We start from the raw sequence: 23,402 nt of genomic DNA on the forward strand, positions 1-23,402 counted from the left end.
CATGACTTCACGCTGGACCACCGCAGTACTGGATATCGACCTTCCCGGCGGCTGGGCCGTGGCCCGCGGCCCACAGGGCTTTCTGTTCGACGACAACGGCGCGCTGTTCCCCCGCGAATGGCTCAAGCGCCAGGACCTGCCGATCCTCGCCGAGCACGGCATCGGCCACCTGGATGGCGAGCCGGTGTACCTGCTGGAGCTCAAGAGCGTTTCCGAGGTGCCGGGCTGCAACTGGAAAGGCCTGCGGGCGTTCATGCTCGACGGCGATCACACCTTGTACAAAGTCCTGGGCTATGCCGCGCAGATCGGCACCTGGGCCCGCGAGCACCGCTTCTGCGGCAACTGCGGCCAACCCATGACCCAGGTGATGCGCGAGCGGGCGATGTACTGCGAGCCTTGCGACCTGCGCAGCTACCCGCGGATTTCGCCGAGCATGATCGTGCTGATCACTCGCGGCGACGAGGTGTTGCTGGCGCGGTCGCCGCGTTTCGTCCCCGGGGTCTACAGCACCCTGGCTGGGTTCGCCGAGCCGGGCGAATCGGCCGAGGACTGCCTGGTGCGCGAGGTGCGCGAAGAGGTGCAGATCGAGGTCAGGAATATCCAGTACATCGGCAGCCAGTGCTGGCCGTTCCCGCATTCGATGATGCTGGGTTTTCATGCCGAGTACGCCGGCGGCGAGATCGTGCCGCAGGAAGACGAGATCGAGGATGCACAGTGGTTCAACGTACATGCGTTGCCGCCGCTGCCGGCGTCACGCTCGATTGCCCGTTACCTGATCGATCTGTATGTGGCGCGGCGCCTGGGCTTGGCGGAGCCTGTATTGCCGGGTTGAGCCCCGGCTGGAAGCAAGCTGGAAGGAGCTGGAAACAAACAGCGCGGGCGAATCCACTGGGTTCGCCCGCTGTCGTTTCAGTGGGTCAAACGGCGCTGAACCAGTGCTGCCAGGCCAGGCGCACGGTCAGGCCCAGGACCACGGTGATGAACACCGGGCGAATGAATTTCGCGCCACCGCTGATGGCGGTGCGGGCGCCGAAGAAGGCGCCGACCATCAGCGACAGGCCCATGCTCAGGCCGATGGCCCAATCCACCTGGCCGGAGAAAATGAAGATCGACAGCGCCGCCGCGTTGCTGACGAAGTTCATGCTGCGCGCCACGCCGCTGGCCTTGACCAGGTCGATGGGGTAGAGCAGCAGGCTGCTGACGGTCCAGAAGGCGCCAGTGCCGGGGCCGGCCACGCCGTCGTAGAAACCGAGGCTGAAGCCCTGGGTCGATTGCCACTTTTTCTTGATCGGCGCCTCGCTGTCCAGCGGCGCTTTCGGCGTGCCGCCGAACAGCAGGTACACGCCACAGGCGAAGACGATCACCGGCAGCATCTTGTTCAGCCATTCGGCCGGCAGGTAATGGGCCACCACCGCGCCGGTCAGCGCACCCACCAGGGTGCCGACTATGGCGTGGGTCCATTGCCGCGGGTGGAACAGCTTGCGTCGGTAGAAGGTGAAGCTGGCGGTGGCCGAGCCAAAGGTCGAACTCAGTTTGTTGGTGCCCAGCACCAGGTGCGGCGGCAGGCCGGCGGTGAGCAGCGCCGGGGTGGTGAGCAGGCCGCCGCCGCCGGCAATGGCGTCGATAAAGCCGGCAATGAAGGCGACGAGGGCCAGAATGGCGAGGGTGGTCAAATCTACGCTGAGTTCGAAAGGCATGGGATCGACTTATTTCGGCGGGGCGCAGAAGAGTTGCGCGAAAGGTCGGTATCTTACCCATAACCTCGGATGCCTGCGACCGTGCCAGAGCCTTATCGCGAGCAAGCTCGCGCCTACAGGATGGCCTGACTCCTGTAGGAGCGAGCTCGCTCGCGAAAAACCCCTCAGCCTTCCCAGCCCCTCAGGCCTGTTTGCGCTGCGGCCCGTTGCCGATCTGCCACACGAACGGCGGTTCGCTGCCATTGATCAGCCAATCGCCGACGATGCGCGCCTTGTAGATCACCGGGTTGTGCGACGACAGGGTACGGGCGTTGCGCCAGTGACGGTCGAGGGCCTTGCCCTGGCGGATATCCGAAGCGCCCAGGGCATTGAATAGCTCGCTGGTGGCGCGCTGGATCAGTTCGGTGACCACCACCTGGGCCGTGGCGGACTGGATTTCCGCGGCGACATTGGCTGCCCGCTCTGCCTCGTCATTCCCGGCAAAACGTGCCAGGTACGCCTGCTGCGCCGGTTCCGCCGCGCGCACCGCGCTGGCCTCGGCGGCATACACCAGGGCCGAGATTTCTCCGACCACCTGCTGCACCTGGGCATCCTCGCTGGCCCGGGGCGCGTTGCCGTGGCTGTAGATGCGTTTGCGCGCGCGCACCTCGTGGGCCACATCGCGCACCGCGGCGCGGCCGACGCCCGCCAGTGTCGCCAGCAGCACCAACTGATAGAACGCGGTCTGGTATTTGAAGCGGGTGGCGAAGTCGATAAGGTTCTCGGCCTCCACTTCGGCATCGACAAAGCGCGAGGAGCCGCTGCCCGTGGTGCGCTGGCCGAAGCCGTCCCAATCGTCGCTCTGCACGATGCCCGGCTGGCGGGTGCGCACCGCGGCGATCACATCCCCACCGGTGTCGCTGCGCCGGGCGTAGACATCGATCCAGTCGGAGAAAATGCTCCCGGTGCTGTAGAACTTCTCGCCGTTGAGCCGCCACTTGTCGCCGGCCGGCGAGACCTGGGTGATCACCTCGCCAATGGCCACGCTACCGATCTCGGTCCAGGCGCAACCGACGATGTCGCCCTCGACGAAACGCTTGAACCACAGGTCCCGTGCCGGCCCTGGGGCAGCGTTGAGGCGGTCCTCGGCAAAGGCGAAATGCCCGCGCAAGGCTTGCGGCACGTTGGAGTCGGCCTCGGCCAGTTCGATCAGCAACTGGAACAACTGCGGCAGGGAGGCACCGCCGCCACCGTATTCCACCGGCACCCGCACCGCGCCAAAACCGGCTTCCTTGAGCCACTGGATCGCCTCGTACGGCAGGCTGCGCGATTGCTCGCGCTCCACCGCGCCAGCGGCGATCCGCTTGAAGATCGGGCGGAAGCTCCCGGCCAGGGCTTCGTAGTCGACGCCTACGGACAATGGATTGATCACCTGGTGTTCGGTCATGGGCACAGCTCCTTGAGTCGGCAGTGAAAGCGTGGTTTGCGCGGACGAGATTGCACGGTCCGTGCCGGGAGGCGGGTGGCTGTAATCAGCGGGCCGGGCGCAGGGTGGCTGGTTGGCAACTGTTGCCCAGCCAACAGCGCATCAACAAATCGACCTGTTCACGCAGGGTTCGACGGTCTACCTGTAGCCGCTGCCGCAGGCTGCGAAAAGGCCCGAAGGGCCTTCCTGCGTCGGCACAGGCAGCGTCTGCTGCGCAGCCGTTCGCAGCCTGCGGCAGCGGCTACAGGGGCGCGCGGCCCCGGAGTTTTCCGGCTGGCACGGTTGCTGCTCTGTTCCCCGGACACTTCAGTCGCGAGGACACGCCAATGAGTCAGCAAGCCGTCAAATTTGCCTACTGGGTACCGAACGTCAGCGGCGGGCTGGTGGTCAGCAAGATCGAACAACGCACCCACTGGGGCATCGACTACAACCGCAAGCTGGCGCAGTTGGCCGAGGCCGCCGGGTTCGAGTACGCCCTGACCCAGATCCGCTTCACCGCCGGTTACGGCGCCGAGTTCCAGCATGAGTCCGTGGCGTTCAGCCATGCGCTGCTGGCCGCTACCGACAAGCTCAAGGTGATCGCGGCGATCCTGCCCGGCCCCTGGCAACCGGCGCTGGCGGCCAAGCAACTGGCGACCATCGACCAGCTGACTAATGGCCGGATCGCGGTGAATATCGTCAGCGGCTGGTTCAAGGGCGAATTCCAGGCCATCGGCGAACACTGGCTGGAGCACGACGAGCGCTATCGGCGTTCCGAAGAGTTCATCCGTTCCCTCAAGGGCATCTGGAGCCAGGACAACTTCAGCTTCCGTGGCGACTTCTATCGCTTCGACAACTACAGCCTCAAGCCCAAGCCGCTGGGCCGGCCGGAAGTGTTCCAGGGCGGCAGTTCCCGCGCCGCGCGGGATATGGCGGCACGCGTCTCCGACTGGTATTTCACCAACGGCAACACGCCGGAAGGCATCAAGGCCCAGGTCGACGACATCCGTGCCAAGGCCGCGGCGAACAAGCATTCGGTGAAGGTCGGGGTCAATGCCTTCGTGATTGCCCGCGACACCGAGGAAGAAGCACACGCGGTGCTGGCCGAGATCGTCGACCAGGCCGATCCGGAAGCGGTGAATGCCTTTGGCGACGCAGCGAAACAGGCGGGCAAGGCATCGCCGGAAGGCGAGGGCAACTGGGCCAAATCCACCTTCGAGGACCTGGTGCAGTACAACGACGGGTTCAAGACCAACCTGATCGGCACGCCGCAGCAGATCGCCGAGCGCATCGTCGCCTTGAAGGCCGTGGGCGTGGACCTGGTGCTGGCGGGGTTCCTGCATTTCCAGGAAGAGGTGGAGTACTTCGGCAAGCGGGTGTTGCCACTGGTGCGCGAGCTGGAAGCCAAGGCGGCGCTGAAGCGCGAGGATGCCGCAGCTTGAGGTGGACTGTAGGAGCGAAGCTTGCTCGCGATAGCGGTTTAGCGGACACACCGCGTCGCCAGCATCGCGCGCAATCGAGCGTCGACCGGCCGCTCCTACAGAAGAAGGTTACAGGCCCAGGTCGGACAGCCCCGGATGGTCATCCGGGCGCCGGCCCAGCGGCCAGTGGAACTTGCGCTCGCTTTCCTTGATCGGCATGTCGTTGATGCAGGCGTAGCGGTTGGCCATCAGGCCGTGCTCGTCGAACTCCCAGTTCTCGTTGCCGTAGGAGCGGAACCAGTTGCCCGAGTCGTCGTGCCATTCGTAGGCATAACGCACAGCGATGCGGTTGTCGGTAAAGGCCCAGAGTTCCTTGATCAGGCGATAGTCCAGTTCCTTGGCCCATTTGCGGGTCAAAAACCCCTTGGCTTCTTCACGGTTGTGGGCGAACTCGGCGCGGTTACGCCATTGGGTGTCCAGGGTGTAGGCCAGGGACACCCGCTGCGGGTCGCGGGAGTTCCAACCGTCTTCGGCCAGGCGGACCTTTTCAATGGCCGATTCGCGGGTGAAGGGGGGAAGTGGCGGACGAACTTCAGCGTTAGATGACATTTAAAGTCTCCAATGAAAGTTGAGGTTCAGCAGTGTCGAGCTTGTTTTAAACGATTACAGGTCCAATAACTTTCGCGCCATGCATTGCGCATTATCGGCGGCACTGCGATCACCCATCACAAGTGCAACGGTAATGGCGCCGTCAATCAGGATCAGCAGCTGTCTGGCTTGCTCCTCCGGATCTTCGGTGCCGGGTTTTTCCGAGGCGTGTTCCTTGCAGAGCTCGAACACGTAGTCGAACAGTTTCTGTTTGTGCGCCCTGGCCACCACCCGTACCGGGTCCTGCGGGTCGCCGGTCTCGCCGCTGGTATTGATGAAGGCGCAGCCGCGAAAGTCCTCCGAGGCGAACCAGCCGCCCAGCACCGTGAACAGGTTGAGCAGGCGCGCGGCCGCGGTCGGGGCCTTGTCCACTTCGCTGCGAAACCAGTGCATCCAGCGCAGGTCGCGGCGTTGCAGGGCGGCCACCACCAGTTCGTCCTTGGTGGTGAAGTAGCGGTAGATGCTCTTTCTGGAGACGCCGGCGGTCTTCACCAGAAGATCCATGCCCGTGGCGGCGATGCCACTTTTATAGATCAACTTTTCGGTGACATCCAGAATGATGTCGCGTGTGTCGTTGCTAGTGATTTCGTTCATGCGGCGTACAGTAGAACGATCGTTCTCCTTGGTCAATAAGTTATTTTCGATCGATGAATTTATTGTCGCGACCCATCCCTTCACCCGCGCTTGCGCGGCAGGCGCGAGAGGGCAGGCGACAAATCTTCACAGCGCCCCGCAAGACCCGGGCCGGCACCTTGGTGTAAGCTCTTGCGCTCTTTTGGATTCGACCTTCTGCGAGCCCTATGCCGTCGCTTTTCAAACGTTCCCTGCTGCCCAAATTGCGCAGCTTCCCGCTGGCTGCCGATGACCTGTCCATCCTCAATGGCGCCGCCGAATTCCGCCATTGCCTGCTGGAGAAGATCGCCCAGGCCACCCGGCGCATCTATATCGTCGCGCTGTACCTGCAACAGGATGAGGCCGGCCAGGAAATTCTCGATGCCTTGCACGCCGCCAAGGCCGCGCGTCCGGAGCTGGACGTGGTGGTCGTGGTCGACTGGCTGCGCGCCCAGCGCGGGCTGATCGGCGCCGGCAAGCAGCCGGGCAACTCGGCCTGGTACCAGGAAATGACCCGCACCCACGAAAGCGTAGTGCCGGTGTACGGCGTGCCGGTGCAGACCCGCGAGCTGTTCGGCGTGCTGCACCTGAAGGGGTTCGTGATCGACGATTGCGTGATCTACAGCGGGGCCAGCCTGAACAACGTGTACCTGCACAAGTTCGACAAATACCGCTTCGACCGCTATCACCTGTTGCACAACCGCGAGCTGGCCGACTCCATGCAGCACCTGGTCCAGCATGGCCTGGTGGCGTCGCGGGCGGTGCATCGCCTGGACCTGCCGAACCTGCCGACCACCCGCAGCCTGCGCAATGACATCGGCGACCTGCGCAGCCGCCTCAAGCACGCGGCCTACGACACCAGTGCCGGCGGGGTGCTCAAGGACCAGTTGTCGGTCAGCCCGCTGCTCGGGGTGGGCAAGAACAACCCGCTGAGCCGGGTCATCTGCGAACTGATCGCCAGCGCCCAGCAGCAACTGACCATCTGCACGCCGTACTTCAACTTGCCGCTGGCGGTGACCCGGGAAATCAACCGCGCTCTGGCGCGCGGAGTGAAGATCGACATCATCGTCGGCGACAAGACCGCCAACGACTTCTACATTCCGCCGAGCGAGCCGTTCAAGGTCATCGCCGCGCTGCCGTACCTCTATGAGATCAGCCTGCGGCGTTTCGCCAAGCGGCATCAGAAGGCCATCGACAGCGGCCGCCTGAACCTGCACCTGTGGCGCGATGGCGACAACACCTACCACCTCAAGGGCATGTGGGTGGACCAGCGCTACACCTTGCTCACCGGCAACAACCTCAACCCGCGGGCCTTCCGCCTCGACCTGGAAAACGCCTTGTTGCTCGACGACCCCAAGGGCGAGTTGCTGGAACCGCGGCGCCAGGAGCTGGAAACGATCTTCCGCCACACCCGGCGCATCGAGCACTTCCAGCGCCTGGAAACCCTGGTGGACTACCCGGCGGCCGTCGGCAAGTTCCTGCGCCGGGTCAGCCGGGTGCGGATCGAGCGGTTGCTCTACCGCATCCTCTGAGGTCCGCGGCGAACGATCCACGATGGGGTCGTTCTTGCTGGCCCTGAAGCCCCTGCGGGGCTTATCGCAGCCTGCGGCAGCGGCTACACGAAGCCGGGTCCCGCCTGTAGCCGCTGCCGAGCCCGCGAGGCTGCGACAAGGCCCGCAGGGCCTTCGTCTTGAGATCGCCGCGCCTCTTCGGGACGTACGCAGCCCTCGGCAGCGGCTACACGAAGCCAGGCCCCGATCCTGTAGCCGCTGCCGAGCCCGCGAGGCTGCGATAAGGCCCGCAGGGCCTTCGTCTTGAGATCGCCGCGCCTCTTCGGGACGTATGCAGCCTGCGGCAGTGGCTACAGCTATATCAGCGCCCGGATCAGCTGGGGCTTTTCGCCGCCGGCCAGCTCGCCACCAACAGCAGCAACAGTGTGGCAATCAGGTAGGGCAGGCGCGGTTCGACGGCGTAGATCAGCGAGCCGGCCAACGGGCCGATCACCACGCCGAATCCCTGGGCCGCGCCAATCGAACCAGCGGTGGCGCCTTGTTCGGAGGCATCCACGGCGTTGGCCGCCAGGGCAGAGAAGGACGGGAAGATCGCGCCCATGCCCGCCGCCGAGACGAAGAACCCCAGCCACAGTCCCCAGGCGGTCTCCACCAGCATGCAGCCGGCAAAACCGCTGGCGGCCAGCAGCGCGCCGGCGCGGATCATCCGCAGCGGTGGCCATTCGAGTTTGCGCACCACCAGTTGCGAGCAGATCAGCGCCACGCCGACCATGGCCAGGGCGATGCCGGCGGCCTGGGCGGCGTCGGCGCTGTCCAGGCCCAGGCGGTCGAGGGCGTAGAAGCTCACGGTGATCTGCGCGATGGACACGCAAAGCATGGCGACGAAGGCCACCGCCATCGGCCGGCGCAGCCGCGGGTCGCTCAGGCGTACCGAGCGCGGCGCCTGCTTGAGGTGCAGTTCCTGGCGCGGCAGCTTGTACAGCAGCACCAGGAACGCCGCCAGCGGCAGCACGGCCATGGCGTACAGCGGCAGGCTCAGGCTGACCCGGGCGAGCAGCGCGGCCACGGCCGGCCCCAGCACCAGGCCGACGGCGTTGGCGGCGCCCAGGGTGGCCATGGCGCGGGCCCGATGCTCGGGTTCGACGTTGTCGGCGATCAGGGCAAAACCGCCCACCGGGATGGCCGCGTAGAACACCCCGATCAGGCCGCGCCCGAGCATCAGGCCGATAAAGGCCAGCCACATGCCCGGCAGCAGGTGCAGCGAGACATCGATGAACAGGCACAGCGCCCAGTAGGCGAGGGTGAAGCCGGCCGTGCCGAGCAGCAGCACCCGACGGCGCCCGAAGCGGTCGCTGGCCTGGCCCCAGGGGCGCGCCAGGAGCATCCAGATCACCCCGGAAACGGTCACCGCCGCGCCGGCCTGCCAGGTGGCCAGGCCGAGCACGCGCACGATCGGGCCGATCAGCGAGACGAAGGCCATCATCGACATGGTGCAGGCCATGTAGGCGAGCATCAGCGGCAGCAGTTTGAACGGCGCGGCAGTCTGCGGCGGTTGGGCCGTGGCAGTTGGCATGCAAAATCTTCCATGAAAGTCAGGAGTGCGCGGGACGTTATCGCTAAAACGCGCCGCCGCCCAGGGTTATCGGCGCAGGTGAGGGTAGATCAGCAGCCTGGGTGATGCGGCGAGTCATCGGCACGCCGGCCGGACGCCTGCCTGTAGGAGCGAAGCTTGCTCGCGATAGCCGCGCAGCGGCGGTCGTCAAATTTCACCGTGTTGTTCTGGCGGGTTTATCGCGAGCAAGCTTCGCTCCTACGCAAGATCGGGCCGGGTATCTGGAGATCAGTCCAGGCCCAGCTTGCCGCGCAGGGTCGAGAGGTCTTCGGCCAGGGTGTTGACCGGGCCCACCAGCGCCTTGCGGTCGTTGTCCTTGACCTTGTCGTAGGTCTCGAAGCCGCCGTCGGCGGTTTTGTACTTGGCCAGGATCTTGTTCACCGTGGCGAAGTTCTTGTCGACCTTGGCGACGAAGGCCGGGTCCTGCTGCTCGATCTGCGCACGGAACAGGTCGACGATTTTCTTCGCCCCGTCGATGTTGCCCTGGAAGTCGTAGAGGTCGGTGTGGCTGTAGCGGTCTTCCTCGCCGGAGACCTTGGTCGCGGCCACTTCCTCCAGCAGGGCGGCGGCGCCACCGACGACTTTTTCCGGTGGGAAGGTCAGGCCGGCGACGCGGGCCTGCAGGTCCTTGACGTCCTTGTTCAGACGGTCGGCCAGCGCGTCCAGGCCCTGGGTGGAGTTCTGGGCGAACAGCGAATACTCGATACGGTGGAAGCCGGTGAAGTCCTCGGCCTCGACGCCTTTTTCGTGGTCGTCGACCCGCGAGTCGATGGCCGCGTCGAGGTCGCTGAACAGTTCGGCAATCGGCTCGATCGACTCGTAGTACACCCGGGTCGGTGCGTAGAGTTTTTTAGCCGTAGCCAAATCACCTCTCTTCACCGCGTCGGTAAAAGCCTGGGTGTGGCTGGCCAGTTCGTCGAGCTGCTCGGTGACGTAGATCTTGTAGTCGGAAATCGGCCCCACCAGCTCCAGCGGCGAGGTGGCGGCAACCGCCGACAGCGGAACATGCAGCAAGCCAAGGGTCAGCAACACAGCAAGGGGCGACTTTTTCATGGGACGTTTCCGTGGGGGTATGGAGGGTGGTCAGGCACGGGTTTTCGCTTGGGTGGCCTCGAGCAATCCGCGACCGAGGAAGTCGTGCTCGCCGCTGACGCCGGGCAGGCTGAAGAAATAACCGCCGCCCACCGGCTTGAGGTATTCCTCCAGGGGCTCGCCGTTGAGGCGGGTTTGCACCGCGATGAAGCCTTGCTCCAGGTCGGCCTGGTAGCAGATGAACAGCAGGCCCATGTCCAGCTGGCCGTTCTTGTTCACCCCGTTGGAGTAGTTGAACGGCCGGCGCAGGATCAGGTTGCGCTGGGTCTCGGCGGTGCGCGGGTTGGCCAGGCGGATGTGGGCGTCGAGCTTGGTCAGCTGGCCGTGCGGGTCCTTGCGGTAGTCCGGCACCTGGTGTTCCTGCTGGCCGTCCATGGGCGCACCCGAGGCCTTGACCCGGCCGATGATGCTTTGCTGTTCCTGCAAGGGCGTGCGGTCCCAGCGTTCGACAAAGTTGCGGATGATGCGCACCGCCTGATAGCTGCCATGGGCGGCCCAGGCCGGTTCGTCGCTGCCGGGCTGGACCCAGACGATCCGCTCCATGGCCTTGCGGTCGTTGGAGTCGGGGTTGGCCGAGCCGTCGCGAAAACCCAGGAAGTTGCGCGCGCTCTGCGCCGGCTCGCCAGGACGCGCCGGGGCCTGGGGCGGCACGCTTCCTTCCTGCTTCCAGCGCACCAGCAGCAGGTCCGGCAGATTTTTTACGATGTCGCGCAGGGCGTGGATATTGGTGTCGGTGGTGTTGGCGCAGAACTGCAGGCTCAGGTCGCCGTGGCAGCAGTCGGGTTCCAGCGCATCGTTGGGGAAGCCGACCATGCGTATCAGGCGCTTGGGCTTGGCTGCGGCCAGGCCGAAGCGCTCGTCGAACAGCGAGGCGCCCACCGAGACGGTGATGGTCAGGTTGTCCGGGGTCACCACCGGGCCGAGGATGCCCGAGTCCAGCGGCGGCAGTTTCGGATCGACTTGACGTACCGGGCCGCCGGTCATCAGGAAGCGGATGCGCTGGTCGAGGGTGCGCAGCAGTCGCTCCAGGTCTTCGCGGTCGCTGGCCAGCACGTCGAACGCCACCAGCATGCCGGCCGCCGGGCGCGGGGTGACGATGCCGCTTTGATGCTGGCCATGGAAGTCATGGCGGTCCTGGGTCTGGTCGCTGCTCGGTGCTTGCGTGACCTGGGCGGCGGCTTTCCCGGTCTGGGCTGCTAGCGCCGGGCAGCTCAGGCTGCTGCCGGCCAGAGCCACACCGGCGGCGCCCATGCCCAGCAGCACGCGACGGCGTTGGGCGGAGAAATCTGGATTGGAAGCGTCTGAATCGTTCATCGTGCGGAGGTCTTCTGCTTACAGGCCGGAGAGGCCAAGGACGGGATCGATTCCATCGAGTGCATCGGCCAGAGCCTTGGCCTGGTCGGCGATCCGCTTGCGCTGATCGGCGCCGACACTGTCGTAGGAGGCATAGCCCTCGGTGCTGCGCAAGGCGCTGTACTGGCTGTCGAGGGCGCCGAGGGCGCTGTCGATCTGCGCCAGCAGCGGGGTGGCGGGCTTGGCCAGCAAGGGTCGCAGCAGGTCGACGACCTTGCGCGTGGTCTCCAGGTTGGCGGCAAAGCCGTTGAGGTCGCTGTGGCTGTAGCGTTCTTCCTCGCCGCTGCCGGCGCGCACCTCGGCGATGCTGCGCTGGGTGCGCGCGACCAGGCTGACCAGTTGCTCCGGTGGCAGCGGCTGGGCCAGCAGTTGTTGCTTGAGCGTGGTGACATCGCTGAGCAGGCGCTGGGCGATCGGCGCCAGGCCACTCAGGTCGCGTTGCTGGAACAGCGCGTATTCGAGGCGGTGGAAGCCGACGAAAGCGGGGTCCTGCTCGCGTTTTTCGAAATAGTCGGCGCGGGCGTTGATGCTGTTGTCCAGCTCGCCCAGGCGCTGGGCGGCCGGAGCAAGACGCTGGTAGGCCGCGCGCGCCGGCGGGTACAAGGCCTGGGCCTGGGCCAGGTCGCCGGCCTGGATGGCGTGCTCGAGCTCGGTCACGGCCTTGATCAGTGCTGTGCCTTGGCTGCTCAGGTAGACCCGGAACTCCGACAGCGGGCCGATAAAGGCGACCATCGACGGCCGGGCCTTGGCCTGGGCGTCGGACTCGGCGGTCGGGGTCACATGCAGGGTGCCGCGCGGGTTGCTCAGCAGGCCGCAGGTGATCGCATAGTCGCCGGGCTGCAGCCTGGCGTTGATCACCTGGCTCAGGCCCGGCGCGATGTTTTCCCGTTCTTCGACCACCAGCACGCCGTCGAGGATTTCCCATTCCACAGCGCGGTCCGAGCGGTTGACGATACGAAAGCTCGCTGGCCCGGCCGGCACGCTCAGGGCGTTCGGCTCGCAGCTGTGGGGGTGGATGGTCACGGTGATTTCGTCCTGGTGCGCCTGGCGCTTGCTGGCGGCCAGCTGCGAGGCGTAATAGAACAGCCCGCCGGCGGCGATCATCACCATCACGGAGCCCGCGAGTGCCCAGCGCAGGACGCTCGGTGCCGGGGGCTGTGGGGAGGCTTGCTGGGTCATGGAAAGGCCTTACTGGCTGGAAACGGAAGACGATGGGCTGGCGGTGGGTGCCGCGCCGGGCATGAAGAACAGCACCAGGGTCACCAGCAGGTAGATCAGATAGGCGCCCAGGGTGCTGACGGTCGGCGCGTCCTGGTAACCGAACATGCCGGCCAGCACCGAACCCAGCGGGCCGTCTATCGGCAGGCTGGCGCTGAAGTCGAACAGCACCGTCTGCAGGTGGTTCCAGACCCCGGCTTCATGCAGGGCCTGCACCGAGTTGGCGAGGATGCCGGCGGCCACCACCAGGATGAACAGGCCGGTCCAGCGGAAGAACGCGCTGAGGTTCAGGCGCATGCTGCCGCTGTAGATCAGCCAACCGACGACGATCGCCAGTACCAGGCCGAGCAGGGCGCCGATGGGCGCGGCGGGGCCTTGGCTCTGCTGGAACACCGCGAGGAGGAAGAACACGGTTTCCAGGCCTTCGCGGGCCACGGCGAAGAACACCATGGCGATCAGCGCCGCGACCTGGTGCCGGGAGCCGGTCAGCGCCTGGTCCAGCGAGGCTTGCAGGGAGTGCTTGATCGAACGCGCGACCTTGCGCATCCAGAACACCATGGAACTGAGGATGCCCACGGCCACCAGGCCGACGATGCCTTCGAAGAGTTCCTGCTGCTTTTGCGGAAACTCGGCGCTCATCAGCTCCAGGCCGCCACCCACCAGCAGCGCCAGGGCCGCGGCGAGAAACACGCCGATCCACACGGCCGGCATCCACTGGCCGCGCCCGGTCTGTTGCAGGTAACTGGCGATGATGCCAACGATGAGCGCGGCTTCGATCCCTTCGCGCAGCATGATCAGAAATGGAACGAGCATTCAGCACCGGCGGGGAGATAGATAGGGAGCTAAGTTGTAACATAATGATACGTATTCACAAATGGCTATGATTGCTATTTGCTGAACGTCAGCTGAACGGAGCGCGTTTCGCGGGGCGCGTGTTTGTGTCTGTAGGAGCGAGCGGGCGGCGATCCGACTTGCCCGCGATAGCCACGCCGCACAATGCCTGACACACCGCAGTGCCTGCATCGCGGGCAAGCCTCGCTCCTACGAAGGGGGCGGCGGTGTTTGTGGGGTCAGGCCAGGTTCTGTTCGGTCAGGCGCTGCACGGCCAGGCGCCGGTAGTGGGAAGGGGTCATGCCTTTGAGTTGCTGGAAGCGCCGGTTGAAGTTGGAAATGTTGTTGAAGCCGGACTCGAAGCACACGTCGGTCACTGGCTTGTCGCCGTCGGCCAGCAATTCGCAGGATTTGCTGATGCGCAGGCGGTTGACGAACTCGACGAAGCAGCGACCAGTGGCCTGCTTGAACACTCGGGAGAAGTAGGTGGGTTTCATGCCCAGGTAGTCGGCGACTTCTTCCAGCGGCAGTTCGCGGGCGTAGTGGGCGAAGATGTAGTCCACCGCGCGGTTGGTGCGGTCGACGTTGTGCTCGTCGGCCAGTTGCACGTTGGTGGCGCCGGACAGCAACTGGTAATCGTCACAGGCGGCCAGCAGTTCCAGCAGGATGAAAAAGTGCCCGAGGCGGGTGATGCCGCTGGAGTCGGCGATGCGCTGCATCAGGTCCATGGCCTGGGCGATGGTGCGCTTGCAGCGGAACTCGATGCCGTACTGCGCGCGCTCCAGCAGCGGCGTCAGGCTCTTGAGTTCGGCGAACACCTGATAGCCGCTTTCGAACAGCTCGTCGGTGAAGTTCACCAGCATGTCGCGCTTGGCCACCACTTCGTCCTCGGCCACCTGGCTGATCCAGTTGTGGGGCAGGTTGGGGCCGGTGAGGAACAGCGATTCGGGGTGGAAGTTGCCGATGTAGTCGCCGATGAACACCTTGCCGGAGCTGGCGACGATCAGGTGCAGCTCGTATTCCTTGTGGAAATGCCAGCGCACCAGGGGGCAGGGGAAGCCGTGCTGGCGATAGATGATCGACAGGCCGTTATGGTCGTCCATCAATTCGTAGGAAGGGTCGGTGACTCTCGCTGATCGGCTCATGGCGCTGCGCTTTTTATCGTTGTTGCGCCCGATCATGCCTCCTTCAAACCCTCAGCACCAGTGCCGGCCGTAACACCTGTAGCCGCTGGCGCAGCCTGCGATAAGGTCCGCAGGACCTTCAGGGCCCTCAAGAGCGGCGCCCCCTTCGGGGTCGATCGCAGCCTGCGCCAGCGGCTACAGGGTCGGCTGTCGCCTGGACGTCCGGGGATCGGCGGGCGTGCCTCAGGCCAGGCGATTTTTCGCTTCGATCCACTGCGCCATGTACTGGGTGCTCTTGTGGTGATGGTGACGCAGCATGCCGCCGGTGAAATTGTCGCGACGCAGCTGCGCCAGGTTCGCCCGGCAGTGCTGCAGGCGCTCGATCAGGGCTGGGCCGTGGACCTGTTGCCGATAGCGCGCAAGCAACAGTTGGCGCCCCTGTTCCTGGGCCGCGCTCCACAGCGCCTGGTCCTGGTACAGGCGCACCGCCGCCGCGGCGATGGCGCTGGCCGACTCGGCCACCGCTCCCGGCCAGGGCGCGTCACCGTGCATGGCTTCGGCGCCGACCGGGGTGGTGACGCTCGGCGTGCCACAGAGCATGGCGTCCAGCAGCTTGCCCTTGATGCCCGCGCCGAAGCGTAGCGGCGCCAGGCAGATCCGCGCGGCGGACATGACTTGCAAGGCATCCTCGGCCCAGTTCATCACCTGGAAACCCTGGGCCGGGTTGTGCAGGGCCGCGGCCTTGGGCGGGGTGTAGGCGCCATAGAGATGCAACTGCGCGCCCGGCAGCTGCTGGCGGATCAGCGGCCACACGGCGTTCTTCATCCACAGCACCGCGTCCCAGTTCGGCGCGTGGCGGAAGTTGCCGATGCTCAGGAAGTGCGCCCGTTCGGCGAAGGGCACATAGCTGTGCGGCATGTGCTCGGGCATCAGCGGGCACCAGTGCAGCAAGGCCGGCGGCAAACCGAATTGCCCGACCAGCAGCTCGATCTCGAACTCGGAGATCATCAGGCTCAGGTCGCAGCGGTACAGCGCGGCGATTTCGCGCCGGGCCTGGTCGGTGTCGGCCATGGCGGCGAACTCCTGCGCGGCGGCGGGGGCGAACAGGGCGCTGAAGTCATCGTTGTCGTCGCTGGCCTTGAGGCGCTCCTTGAGGCGCTGATGGCGGGCGTGGCGCAGGCTCTGCAGGTCGGAGGTCTCGAGCACGCGCAGCGCGCCGGGGCACTGCTGCTCGACGCGCCAGCCGAACTGTTCCTCCATCATGAACTGGTCGAACAGCACGATGTCCGGCGCCAGTTCGGCGATGAAACGGTCGAAACTGCTGTTGTTCAGTTCGATCGGGCACTCGCGGATGCCCAGGGCGCTCAGGTCTTCCTTGTGCTCGCCAGGGTTGGCCGGGCTGCTGAAGGTGATATCCCAGCCTTGCCCGAGCAAGACCTGGAGGATCTGCATCAGGTGCCCGCTGGCCGCCGATGAGCGGGGTTCGGGCCAGACGTAACCAATGACCAGGACTTTGGTGGCGGCGGTCGGACTCATGAGTGGGTATTCCTGAAAAGCGCGGGGGTGTCTGCGAGGGGCGCCATTAAACCACAGCAGGGCGCTGGCGCGGCCGCCCTGGCGCCCATGGCCGAGGCGTTCGTCGGGTCGGCGCGGGTTACCGAGGGTTCAGCCGAGGATGGCGCGGACCTTGTCGCGCAACTGGTCGATGGAGAAGGGCTTGCCGATCACCGCCATGCCGGCGGGCACCTCGATGTTTTCCGCGTAGCCGCTGGCGAACAGCACCGGCAACTCCGGGCGCAAGGCGCGGGCGCTGGCCGCCAGTTCCTTGCCGTCCATGCCGGGCAGGCCGACGTCGGTCATCATCAGGTCGATCCGCAGCGCGCTGTCCTGCAACCGGGCCAGCGCCTCTTCGCTGCCCGCGGCCTCCAGCACCTTGAATTCCAGCTCCTCCAGCACATCGACAATCAGCATGCGCACGATGGCATCGTCTTCGACGACCAGGATGGTGGAATCGGTGGGGGACATGGCAAGGCTCTCGAAAAAATGGAAAAAAAGACGGCAGCGGAAAAAAGTGCTTGTCTCTTGCATCAGTAAATAGCGCGCAATGACAAGTTCCCGAAGCTGTACAAAAAAGTAATCCTGTACAAGCTGTGCCAGAATAACCTGTCTGATCGAGGGCGGGCAGTGCAGGATGAAAAATTGCCACCGAGCTTGTCGCAAGCATAGATACGCTGCCCTCCTTTGGGGCAAACTCCATGGTTTTTGACCCTTTACCAAGGCCTTTCAATGATCTCTTCGTCTTCGGTCGATGAACAGAGTTTTCGCAAGCTGCTAAGCCGCAACATCGCGCTTCCCCTGGGTGTGGGCGTGCTCAGCGCGGTGGTCTTCGTGTCCCTGATCAGCTATCTGCTCTCGGCGATCCAGTGGGTCCAGCACAGCGATCGGGTGATCAACGGCATCAACCAGGCCGCCAAGCTGACGGTCGACCTGGAAACCGGCATGCGCGGCTTCCTGATCACCGGCGACGAGCATTTTCTCGACCCGTATGAAGTGGCCAAGCCGCAGATCTTCAGCGAATTGCGCGAGCTGCGGGAGCTGGTGGCGGATAACCCACAGCAGGTGGATCGCTTCAAGCGCCTGGAAGCCTTGCAGGAAGAGTGGGGCCTGCACGCGAAAAACATGATCGAGATGCGCCGCCAGGAGGGCGATTATCGCCGCTCGGTGCAGTCCGGCCGGGGCAAGCGCCTGACCGACCAGATGCGCAAGGAATACGACGAAGCGGTGGCGATGGAGCAGCAACTGCGGGTCGATCGCAACGAGAATGTCACGCGCACCACGATCCTCAGCGTGGTCCTGTACCTGCTGTTCGTGGTGGTGATCAGCGGCTTGCTGGCCTATATCGGGCGCCGCGACCTGCTCAACCTGTCGAAGAGCTACAGCGCCAACCTCGAGGCCCAGCAGCAAAGTGCCCGGAGCCTGGCGCGACAGGCCTGGCTGCGCAGTGGCCAGACCGAACTGGCCGAGCAGTTGCTGGGGCAACTGACGCTGAACCTGCTGGGGCGCAACCTCCTGCAGTTCTGCGCGCAATACCTGGGCAGCGTGGTGGCGGCGCTGTATGTGCGTGAAGAGCACGGCGGCCTCAAGCGCGTGGCCGCCTACGGCTTCTCCCGCGAGCAGGAAGAGCGCGAACAGTCGATTTTCCTCGGTGAAGGCATGGTCGGCCAGGCGGCCCAGCAGGACCGGCTGATCCGCCTGGACGAGGTGCCCGCCGATTACTTCAAGGTCAGCTCCGGCCTGGGCGAAGGCGTGCCGCGCAGCGTGCTGGTGGTGCCGACCAGCGACGACGACCGGGTCAACGGGGTGATCGAGCTGGGCTTCCTGCGCGCCCTCAGCGAGCGTGATGTCGAGCTGCTGGAGCTGATCGCCGGCAATATCGGCACCGCCATCGAGGGCGCGCGTTATCGCCAGCGCCTGCAGGAAGTGCTGGCCGAAACCCAGCAGCTCAACGAAGAGCTGCAAGTGCAACAGGAAGAACTGAAGACCGCCAACGAGGAGCTCGAGGAACAGTCGCGGGTGCTCAAGGAGTCCCAGGTGCACCTGGAGGCCCAGCAGGTGGAGCTGGAGCAGACCAACGAGCAGCTGGCGGAGCAGCGCGACGCCATGGACCGCAAGAACGGCGAGCTGAACCAGGCCCAGGTGCAGTTGCAGGAGCGTGCCGAGGAGCTGCAGCGCTCGAGCAAGTACAAGTCCGAATTCCTCGCCAATATGTCCCACGAGCTGCGCACGCCGCTGAACAGCTCGCTGATCCTGGCCAAGCTGTTGGCGGAAAACGCCGAGGAAAACCTCAGTGCCGAACAGGTGCAGTTCGCCGAGTCGATTTATTCGGCGGGTAACGATCTGCTCAACCTGATCAACGACATTCTCGATATTTCCAAGGTCGAAGCCGGCAAGCTCGAAGTACGTCCGGAAAACGCCAGCGTCGCGCGCCTGGTGGAAGGCCTGCGCGGGCTGTTCCAGCCGCTGACCGCGGACAAGGGCCTGGAATTTCGTGTCGAGTTGCAGCCCGGCGCGCCTTCGATGCTGTTCACCGACTGCCAGCGGGTCGAGCAGATTCTCAAGAACCTGCTGTCCAACGCGGTGAAGTTCACCGAGAAGGGCCAGGTCAGCCTGAGCGTGTCGCGCGAGCCCGAGGCGGGCATTGCCTTTGCTGTGCGCGACTCAGGGATAGGCATCGCCCCGGAACAGCAGGAAAGCATTTTCGAAGCCTTCCGCCAGGCCGATGGCACCACCAATCGCCGTTACGGCGGCACGGGCCTGGGGTTGTCGATTTCCCGCGACCTGGCGGCATTGCTCGGCGGTTCGATCACGGTCGCCAGCGAGCCGGGGCAGGGCAGTGTCTTCACCCTGGTGCTGCCGGAACAATACGTCGAGCACGCACCAGAGCCGCAAGAGGCGGCCAGGCCCGCCGCCGTGCGGGTGATGCCGGCGCCGAGCAAACCGGCTACGTCGCCGATTCCCCCGGTGCCCGAGGTGGAGATTGCGCGTTTCGCCGACGATCGCGACAAGGCGCCGTTCGCCACCCGCTGCATCCTGGTGGTGGAGGACGAACCGAACTTTGCCCACATTCTGTATGACCTGGCCCACGAGCTGGGTTACCAGTGCCTGGTGGCCCACGGCGCCGACGAGGGCTACAGCCTGGCCGAGCAGTTCGTGCCGGACGCGATCCTGCTGGACATGCGCCTGCCGGATCATTCCGGCTTGACGGTGTTGCAGCGCCTCAAGGCGCATGCCACCACCCGGCATATCCCGGTGCATGTGATCTCCGTGGAAGACCGGGTCGAGGCCGCCATGCACATGGGCGCCATCGGCTACGCGGTCAAGCCCACCACTCGGCAAGAGCTCAAGGACGTGTTCGCCCGCCTGGAGGCCAAGCTCACCCAGAAGGTCAAGCGTGTGCTGCTGGTGGAGGACGACGACCTGCAGCGCGACAGCATTGCCCGGCTGATCGGCGACGACGACATCGAGATCACCGCCGTCGGCCTGGCCCAGGAGGCCCTGGAGCTGCTGCGCGACAACCTCTACGACTGCATGGTCATCGACCTGAAGCTGCCGGACATGCTCGGCAACGACCTGCTCAAGCGCATGTCCACCGAGGACATCTGCTCGTTCCCGCCGGTGATCGTCTACACCGGGCGCAACCTGACCCGCGACGAAGAGGCGGAGCTGCGCAAGTATTCGCGCTCGATCATCATCAAGGGCGCGCGCTCGCCCGAGCGCCTGCTGGACGAAGTGACCCTGTTCCTGCACAAGGTCGAGTCGCAGCTGTCCCACGAGCGGCAGAAGATGCTCAAGGCCGCCCGCAGCCGCGACAAGGTCTTCGAGGGGCGCAAGGTCCTGCTGGTGGACGACGATGTGCGCAATATCTTCGCCCTCACCAGCGCCCTGGAGCAGAAGGGCGCGATCGTGGTCATCGGCCGCAACGGCCATGAGGCGATCGCCAAGCTCAACGAAGTCGAGGACATCGACCTGGTGCTGATGGACGTGATGATGCCCGAGATGGACGGCTACGAAGCCACCCAGGAAATCCGCAAGCAGCCGCGCTGGCGCAAGCTGCCGATCATCGCGGTGACCGCCAAGGCCATGAAGGACGATCAGGAGCGCTGCCTGCAGGCCGGGGCCAACGATTACCTGGCCAAGCCGATCGACCTCGACCGGCTGTTTTCCCTCATTCGAGTCTGGTTACCCAAGATGGAAAGAATCTAGTGGAGCGCAATACCGAGATCGAACTGCGCCTGTTGATCGAAGCTATCTACCTCAAGTACAGCTACGACTTCCGCGATTACTCCGGCGCCTCGATCAAGCGCCGGATCAACCATGCGCTGCGCCAGTTCGAATGCAAGACCATTTCCGCCCTGCAGGAGCGGGTGCTGCACGATCCGGGCGCGTTCATGCAGCTGCTGCAGTTCCTGACGATCCCGGTCAGCGAGATGTTTCGCGACCCGTCGCACTTCCTGGCGATTCGCCAGGAAGTGGTGCCGCTGCTCAAGACCTATCCCTCGATCAAGATCTGGATCGCCGGCTGCAGCACCGGCGAAGAGGTCTATTCCATGGCCATCCTGTTGCGCGAGGAAGGGTTGCTGGAGCGCACCATCATCTACGCCACCGATATCAATCCCAGCTCCCTGGAGAAGGCCAAGCAGGGCATCTTTTCCCTGGAGAACATTCGCGCCTACACCCAGAACTACCAGCAGGCCGGCGGTTTGCGCTCCTTTGCCGACTACTACACGGCGGCCTACGACTACGCGATCTTCGACAAGACCTTGCGTGAGAACGTGACCTTCGCCGATCACAGCCTGGCGACCGACAGCGTGTTTTCCGAAACCCAGCTGATTTCCTGTCGCAACGTGCTGATCTATTTCAACAAGAAGTTGCAGGACCGGGCCTTCGGCCTGTTCCACGAGTCGCTCTGCCACCGTGGGTTCCTGGTACTGGGCAGCAAGGAAACCCTGGACTTCTCGGCCTACGGCGAGCATTTCGAGCCGCTGGTCAAACAAGAACGGGTCTACCGCAAATCATGAACGATGACGCCATCGGGCAATCCGCCTTGCCGCGGGTCGAGGCCATAGTGATAGGTGCGTCGGCCGGCGGCGTCGAGGCATTGCTGAAAATCTTCACGGCGTTTCCCGAGGGCTTCAGCCTGCCGATAGTGGTGGTGCTGCACCTGCCCGAAGAGCATCGCAGCCAGTTGGCCGAGCTGTTCGCCCAGCGCCTGGCGCTGCCCGTGAAAGAGGCCCGCGACAAGCAGAGCATCGAGCGCGGCACCCTGTATTTCGCCGTGCCCGGTTATCACTTGTCGGTGGAACAGGACCGCAGCCTGTCCCTGAGCCAGGAGGAGCGCGTGCATCATTCGCGTCCCGCCATCGATTACCTGTTCGACTCCGCCGCCGATGCCTATGGCCCGCGCCTGGCCGCGGTGCTGCTGACCGGGGCCAACCAGGACGGCGCGCAAGGCCTGGCCCAGGTCAAGCGGCGCGGTGGCCTGAGCATTGTCCAGGACCCGGCCGAGGCCCAGGTGGCGACCATGCCCGAGGCGGCCATCGCGCTGCACCGACCGGATTACATTCTCCCTTTGCACGGCATCAGCCGTCTGCTTGTCGAGCTGGAACGAATCGCATGTTAAGTAATATCCAAGCCAAGCTGCTGATCGTCGACGATCTGCCAGAGAACCTGTTGGCCCTCGAAGCGCTGATCAAGCGCGAGGACCGCCAGGTGTACAAGGCGCTGTCAGCGGACGAGGCATTGTCGCTGTTGCTCCAGCATGAGTTCGCCATGGCCATCCTCGATGTGCAGATGCCCGGCATGAACGGTTTCGAGCTGGCCGAGCTGATGCGCGGCACCGAGAAGACCAAGAACATCCCCATCGTGTTTGTCAGCGCCGCCGGGCGCGAGCTCGATTATGCCTTCAAGGGCTACGAAAGCGGCGCGGTGGACTTTTTGCACAAGCCGCTGGATACCCACGCGGTGAAGAGCAAGGTCAATGTGTTCGTCGACCTGTACCGGCAGAGCAAGGCCATGAAGCAGCAGGTCGAAGCCCTGGAGCAGAGCCGGCGCGAGCAGGAGGCATTGCTCAAGCAGTTGCAGGCGACCCAGAACGAGCTGGAGCAGGCGGTGCGCATGCGTGACGATTTCATGTCGATCGTCGCCCACGAGGTGCGCACGCCGCTGAACGGCCTGATCCTGGAAACCCAGCTGCGCAAGATGCACCTGGCCCGCGACAACGCCGCCGCCTTCACCCTGGACAAGATGCATGCCATGGTCGACCGCGACGAGCGCCAGATCAAAAGCCTGATCCGCCTGATCGAGGACATGCTGGACATCTCGCGGATCCGTACCGGCAAGCTGTCGATCCGCCCGAGCCGGGTCGACCTGGTGCAACTGGTGCGTGGCCTGCTGGAGAATTTCGCGCCGCAGGTCGAGGCCGCCGAGTCGTCGATTGCCCTGAACGCCGAAGACTCGGTGCTCGGCCAGTGGGACGAGTTCCGCATCGAACAGGTGATCTCCAACCTGCTGACCAATGCCTTGCGTTATGGCGCCAAGAGCCCGATCGAAGTACGGGTGTACAGCGCGGACGGGCAGGCGCGGGTCGAAGTGCGCGATCACGGGATTGGCATCAGCGAGGAAAACCAGGCGCGTATCTTCCAGCAGTTCGAGCGCGTCTCTGTCAATCATGCGGTGGCCGGGCTCGGGCTGGGGTTGTTCATTTCCGAGCAGATCGTCACCGCCCATGGCGGCACCATCGAAGTCGACAGCAGGATCGGCGAAGGTGCCCTGTTTCGCGTTTGTCTGCCGCTGTAGGAAAACACCGGCTCCCACGCAACCTTCTGGATGACCGGATGGTCGTATCAGCAGCTATTGACCGAACAAAGGCTTCTCATGAGTGAAGATGCACAAGACGTCGTACTGATCGTCGAAGATGAACCGGTGATTCTGATGTTGCTCGCCGACTATCTGTCGGGCCTGGGCTACCGGGTGTTGCAGGCGGAAAACGGCGAGCAGGCATTCGAGATCCTCGCCAGCAAACCGCACCTGGATGTGATGATCACCGACTACCGGCTGCCGGGCGGGATTACCGGGGTGATGATCGCCGAGCCCGCGGTGAAACTGCGCCCCGACCTCAAGGTGATTTTCATCAGCGGCTATCCCACCGAGATTCTCGAATCCGGCAGCCCCATCGCGAGAAGCGCGCCGATCCTGGCCAAGCCCTTCGACCTCGACAGCCTGCAAGAGCAGATCCAGCGCCTGCTGGCGTGACCTCCCGCGGCCGGCAGCGGGCATGTAG

The 23,402-nt window shown here is 64.6% G+C and carries 20 protein-coding genes; 8 read left to right on the top strand and 12 right to left on the bottom strand.

The genetic code is table 11. The annotated features are described in order from the left end of the window. Position 1 precedes the first annotated feature (1 nt). On the top strand, positions 2-832 hold the full coding sequence (gene nudC, locus J4E58_RS07570) for an NAD(+) diphosphatase (RefSeq protein ID WP_087090651.1): 831 nt from the start codon (positions 2-4) through the stop codon (positions 830-832). 85 nt (positions 833-917) lie between these two features. On the opposite strand, the gene J4E58_RS07575 is transcribed toward nudC, so the two are convergent. Both J4E58_RS07575 and J4E58_RS07580 read right to left on the bottom strand, forming a co-directional pair. After that, positions 918-1,697: a TSUP family transporter gene (locus J4E58_RS07575; RefSeq protein WP_009044159.1), complete on the bottom strand. Its 780-nt coding sequence runs from the start codon at positions 1,695-1,697 to the stop codon at positions 918-920. A gap of 181 nt (positions 1,698-1,878) precedes the next feature. Continuing rightward, positions 1,879-3,123: an acyl-CoA dehydrogenase family protein gene (locus J4E58_RS07580; RefSeq protein ID WP_087090653.1), complete on the bottom strand. Its 1,245-nt coding sequence runs from the start codon at positions 3,121-3,123 to the stop codon at positions 1,879-1,881. A 365-nt stretch (positions 3,124-3,488) separates the two neighbouring features. Between J4E58_RS07580 and sfnG the strand changes: the two genes are divergently transcribed. Then, the gene (sfnG, locus tag J4E58_RS07585; RefSeq protein WP_087090655.1) at positions 3,489-4,583 is read left to right on the top strand and encodes a dimethylsulfone monooxygenase SfnG; all 1,095 of its coding nucleotides are present in this window, start codon (positions 3,489-3,491) and stop codon (positions 4,581-4,583) included. A gap of 108 nt (positions 4,584-4,691) precedes the next feature. Here sfnG and J4E58_RS07590 read toward each other — a convergent pair whose 3' ends face one another. Continuing rightward, positions 4,692-5,171, bottom strand: a complete 480-nt coding sequence (locus tag J4E58_RS07590; protein ID WP_053261441.1) for a nuclear transport factor 2 family protein — start codon at positions 5,169-5,171, stop codon at positions 4,692-4,694. 54 nt (positions 5,172-5,225) lie between these two features. Further along, the gene (locus J4E58_RS07595; RefSeq protein ID WP_007932924.1) at positions 5,226-5,804 is read right to left on the bottom strand and encodes a TetR/AcrR family transcriptional regulator; all 579 of its coding nucleotides are present in this window, start codon (positions 5,802-5,804) and stop codon (positions 5,226-5,228) included. 206 nt (positions 5,805-6,010) lie between these two features. On the opposite strand from J4E58_RS07595, the gene pssA reads away from it, so the two are divergent. Further along, positions 6,011-7,354, top strand: a complete 1,344-nt coding sequence (gene pssA / locus J4E58_RS07600; RefSeq protein ID WP_087090657.1) for a CDP-diacylglycerol--serine O-phosphatidyltransferase — start codon at positions 6,011-6,013, stop codon at positions 7,352-7,354. A gap of 352 nt (positions 7,355-7,706) precedes the next feature. On the opposite strand, the gene J4E58_RS07605 is transcribed toward pssA, so the two are convergent. From J4E58_RS07605 to J4E58_RS07640, 8 genes are all read right to left on the bottom strand, one after another. After that, positions 7,707-8,906, bottom strand: coding sequence for an MFS transporter (locus tag J4E58_RS07605; RefSeq protein WP_087090659.1), 1,200 nt, complete (start codon positions 8,904-8,906; stop codon positions 7,707-7,709). A gap of 267 nt (positions 8,907-9,173) precedes the next feature. Continuing rightward, complete coding sequence (efeO, locus tag J4E58_RS07610; RefSeq protein ID WP_087090661.1) at positions 9,174-9,998, bottom strand: iron uptake system protein EfeO; 825 nt, start codon at positions 9,996-9,998, stop codon at positions 9,174-9,176. Positions 9,999-10,028: 30 nt separating this feature from the next. After that, positions 10,029-11,351 (bottom strand): iron uptake transporter deferrochelatase/peroxidase subunit, encoded by a 1,323-nt coding sequence (gene efeB, locus J4E58_RS07615; RefSeq protein ID WP_087090663.1) that lies wholly within the window; start codon positions 11,349-11,351, stop codon positions 10,029-10,031. A gap of 18 nt (positions 11,352-11,369) precedes the next feature. Further along, on the bottom strand, positions 11,370-12,569 hold the full coding sequence (gene efeO, locus J4E58_RS07620; RefSeq protein WP_087090665.1) for an iron uptake system protein EfeO: 1,200 nt from the start codon (positions 12,567-12,569) through the stop codon (positions 11,370-11,372). A gap of 9 nt (positions 12,570-12,578) precedes the next feature. Further along, positions 12,579-13,421, bottom strand: a complete 843-nt coding sequence (gene efeU, locus J4E58_RS07625) for an iron uptake transporter permease EfeU (protein WP_087090667.1) — start codon at positions 13,419-13,421, stop codon at positions 12,579-12,581. 257 nt (positions 13,422-13,678) lie between these two features. Continuing rightward, positions 13,679-14,584 (bottom strand): AraC family transcriptional regulator, encoded by a 906-nt coding sequence (locus tag J4E58_RS07630; RefSeq protein WP_053261601.1) that lies wholly within the window; start codon positions 14,582-14,584, stop codon positions 13,679-13,681. Positions 14,585-14,806: 222 nt separating this feature from the next. Further along, positions 14,807-16,099, bottom strand: coding sequence for a glycosyltransferase (locus tag J4E58_RS07635; protein WP_087090669.1), 1,293 nt, complete (start codon positions 16,097-16,099; stop codon positions 14,807-14,809). A gap of 129 nt (positions 16,100-16,228) precedes the next feature. Continuing rightward, positions 16,229-16,588: a response regulator gene (locus tag J4E58_RS07640; protein ID WP_087090671.1), complete on the bottom strand. Its 360-nt coding sequence runs from the start codon at positions 16,586-16,588 to the stop codon at positions 16,229-16,231. A 261-nt stretch (positions 16,589-16,849) separates the two neighbouring features. On the opposite strand from J4E58_RS07640, the gene J4E58_RS07645 reads away from it, so the two are divergent. The 5 genes from J4E58_RS07645 (at position 16,850) to J4E58_RS07665 (ending at position 23,374) form a co-directional block, all read left to right on the top strand. Continuing rightward, complete coding sequence (locus J4E58_RS07645; RefSeq protein ID WP_087090673.1) at positions 16,850-20,326, top strand: response regulator; 3,477 nt, start codon at positions 16,850-16,852, stop codon at positions 20,324-20,326. Then, entirely contained in the window at positions 20,326-21,141 is an 816-nt protein-coding gene (locus J4E58_RS07650; protein WP_025808689.1) for a protein-glutamate O-methyltransferase CheR, read from the top strand. The genes J4E58_RS07645 and J4E58_RS07650 overlap by 1 nt, the downstream gene beginning before the upstream one ends. Beyond that, positions 21,138-21,743, top strand: a complete 606-nt coding sequence (locus J4E58_RS07655) for a chemotaxis protein CheB (protein WP_087090675.1) — start codon at positions 21,138-21,140, stop codon at positions 21,741-21,743. The genes J4E58_RS07650 and J4E58_RS07655 overlap by 4 nt, the downstream gene beginning before the upstream one ends. Beyond that, positions 21,737-22,918: a hybrid sensor histidine kinase/response regulator gene (locus J4E58_RS07660; RefSeq protein ID WP_087090676.1), complete on the top strand. Its 1,182-nt coding sequence runs from the start codon at positions 21,737-21,739 to the stop codon at positions 22,916-22,918. Before J4E58_RS07655 ends, J4E58_RS07660 begins: the two co-directional genes overlap by 7 nt. A 78-nt stretch (positions 22,919-22,996) precedes the next feature. Continuing rightward, positions 22,997-23,374, top strand: a complete 378-nt coding sequence (locus J4E58_RS07665; RefSeq protein WP_007924849.1) for a response regulator — start codon at positions 22,997-22,999, stop codon at positions 23,372-23,374. Positions 23,375-23,402: the final 28 nt, after the last annotated feature.

This window comes from Pseudomonas sp. FW305-25 (genome assembly GCF_017351415.1).
In the GTDB taxonomy this organism is placed as follows: domain Bacteria; phylum Pseudomonadota; class Gammaproteobacteria; order Pseudomonadales; family Pseudomonadaceae; genus Aquipseudomonas; species Aquipseudomonas chlororaphis.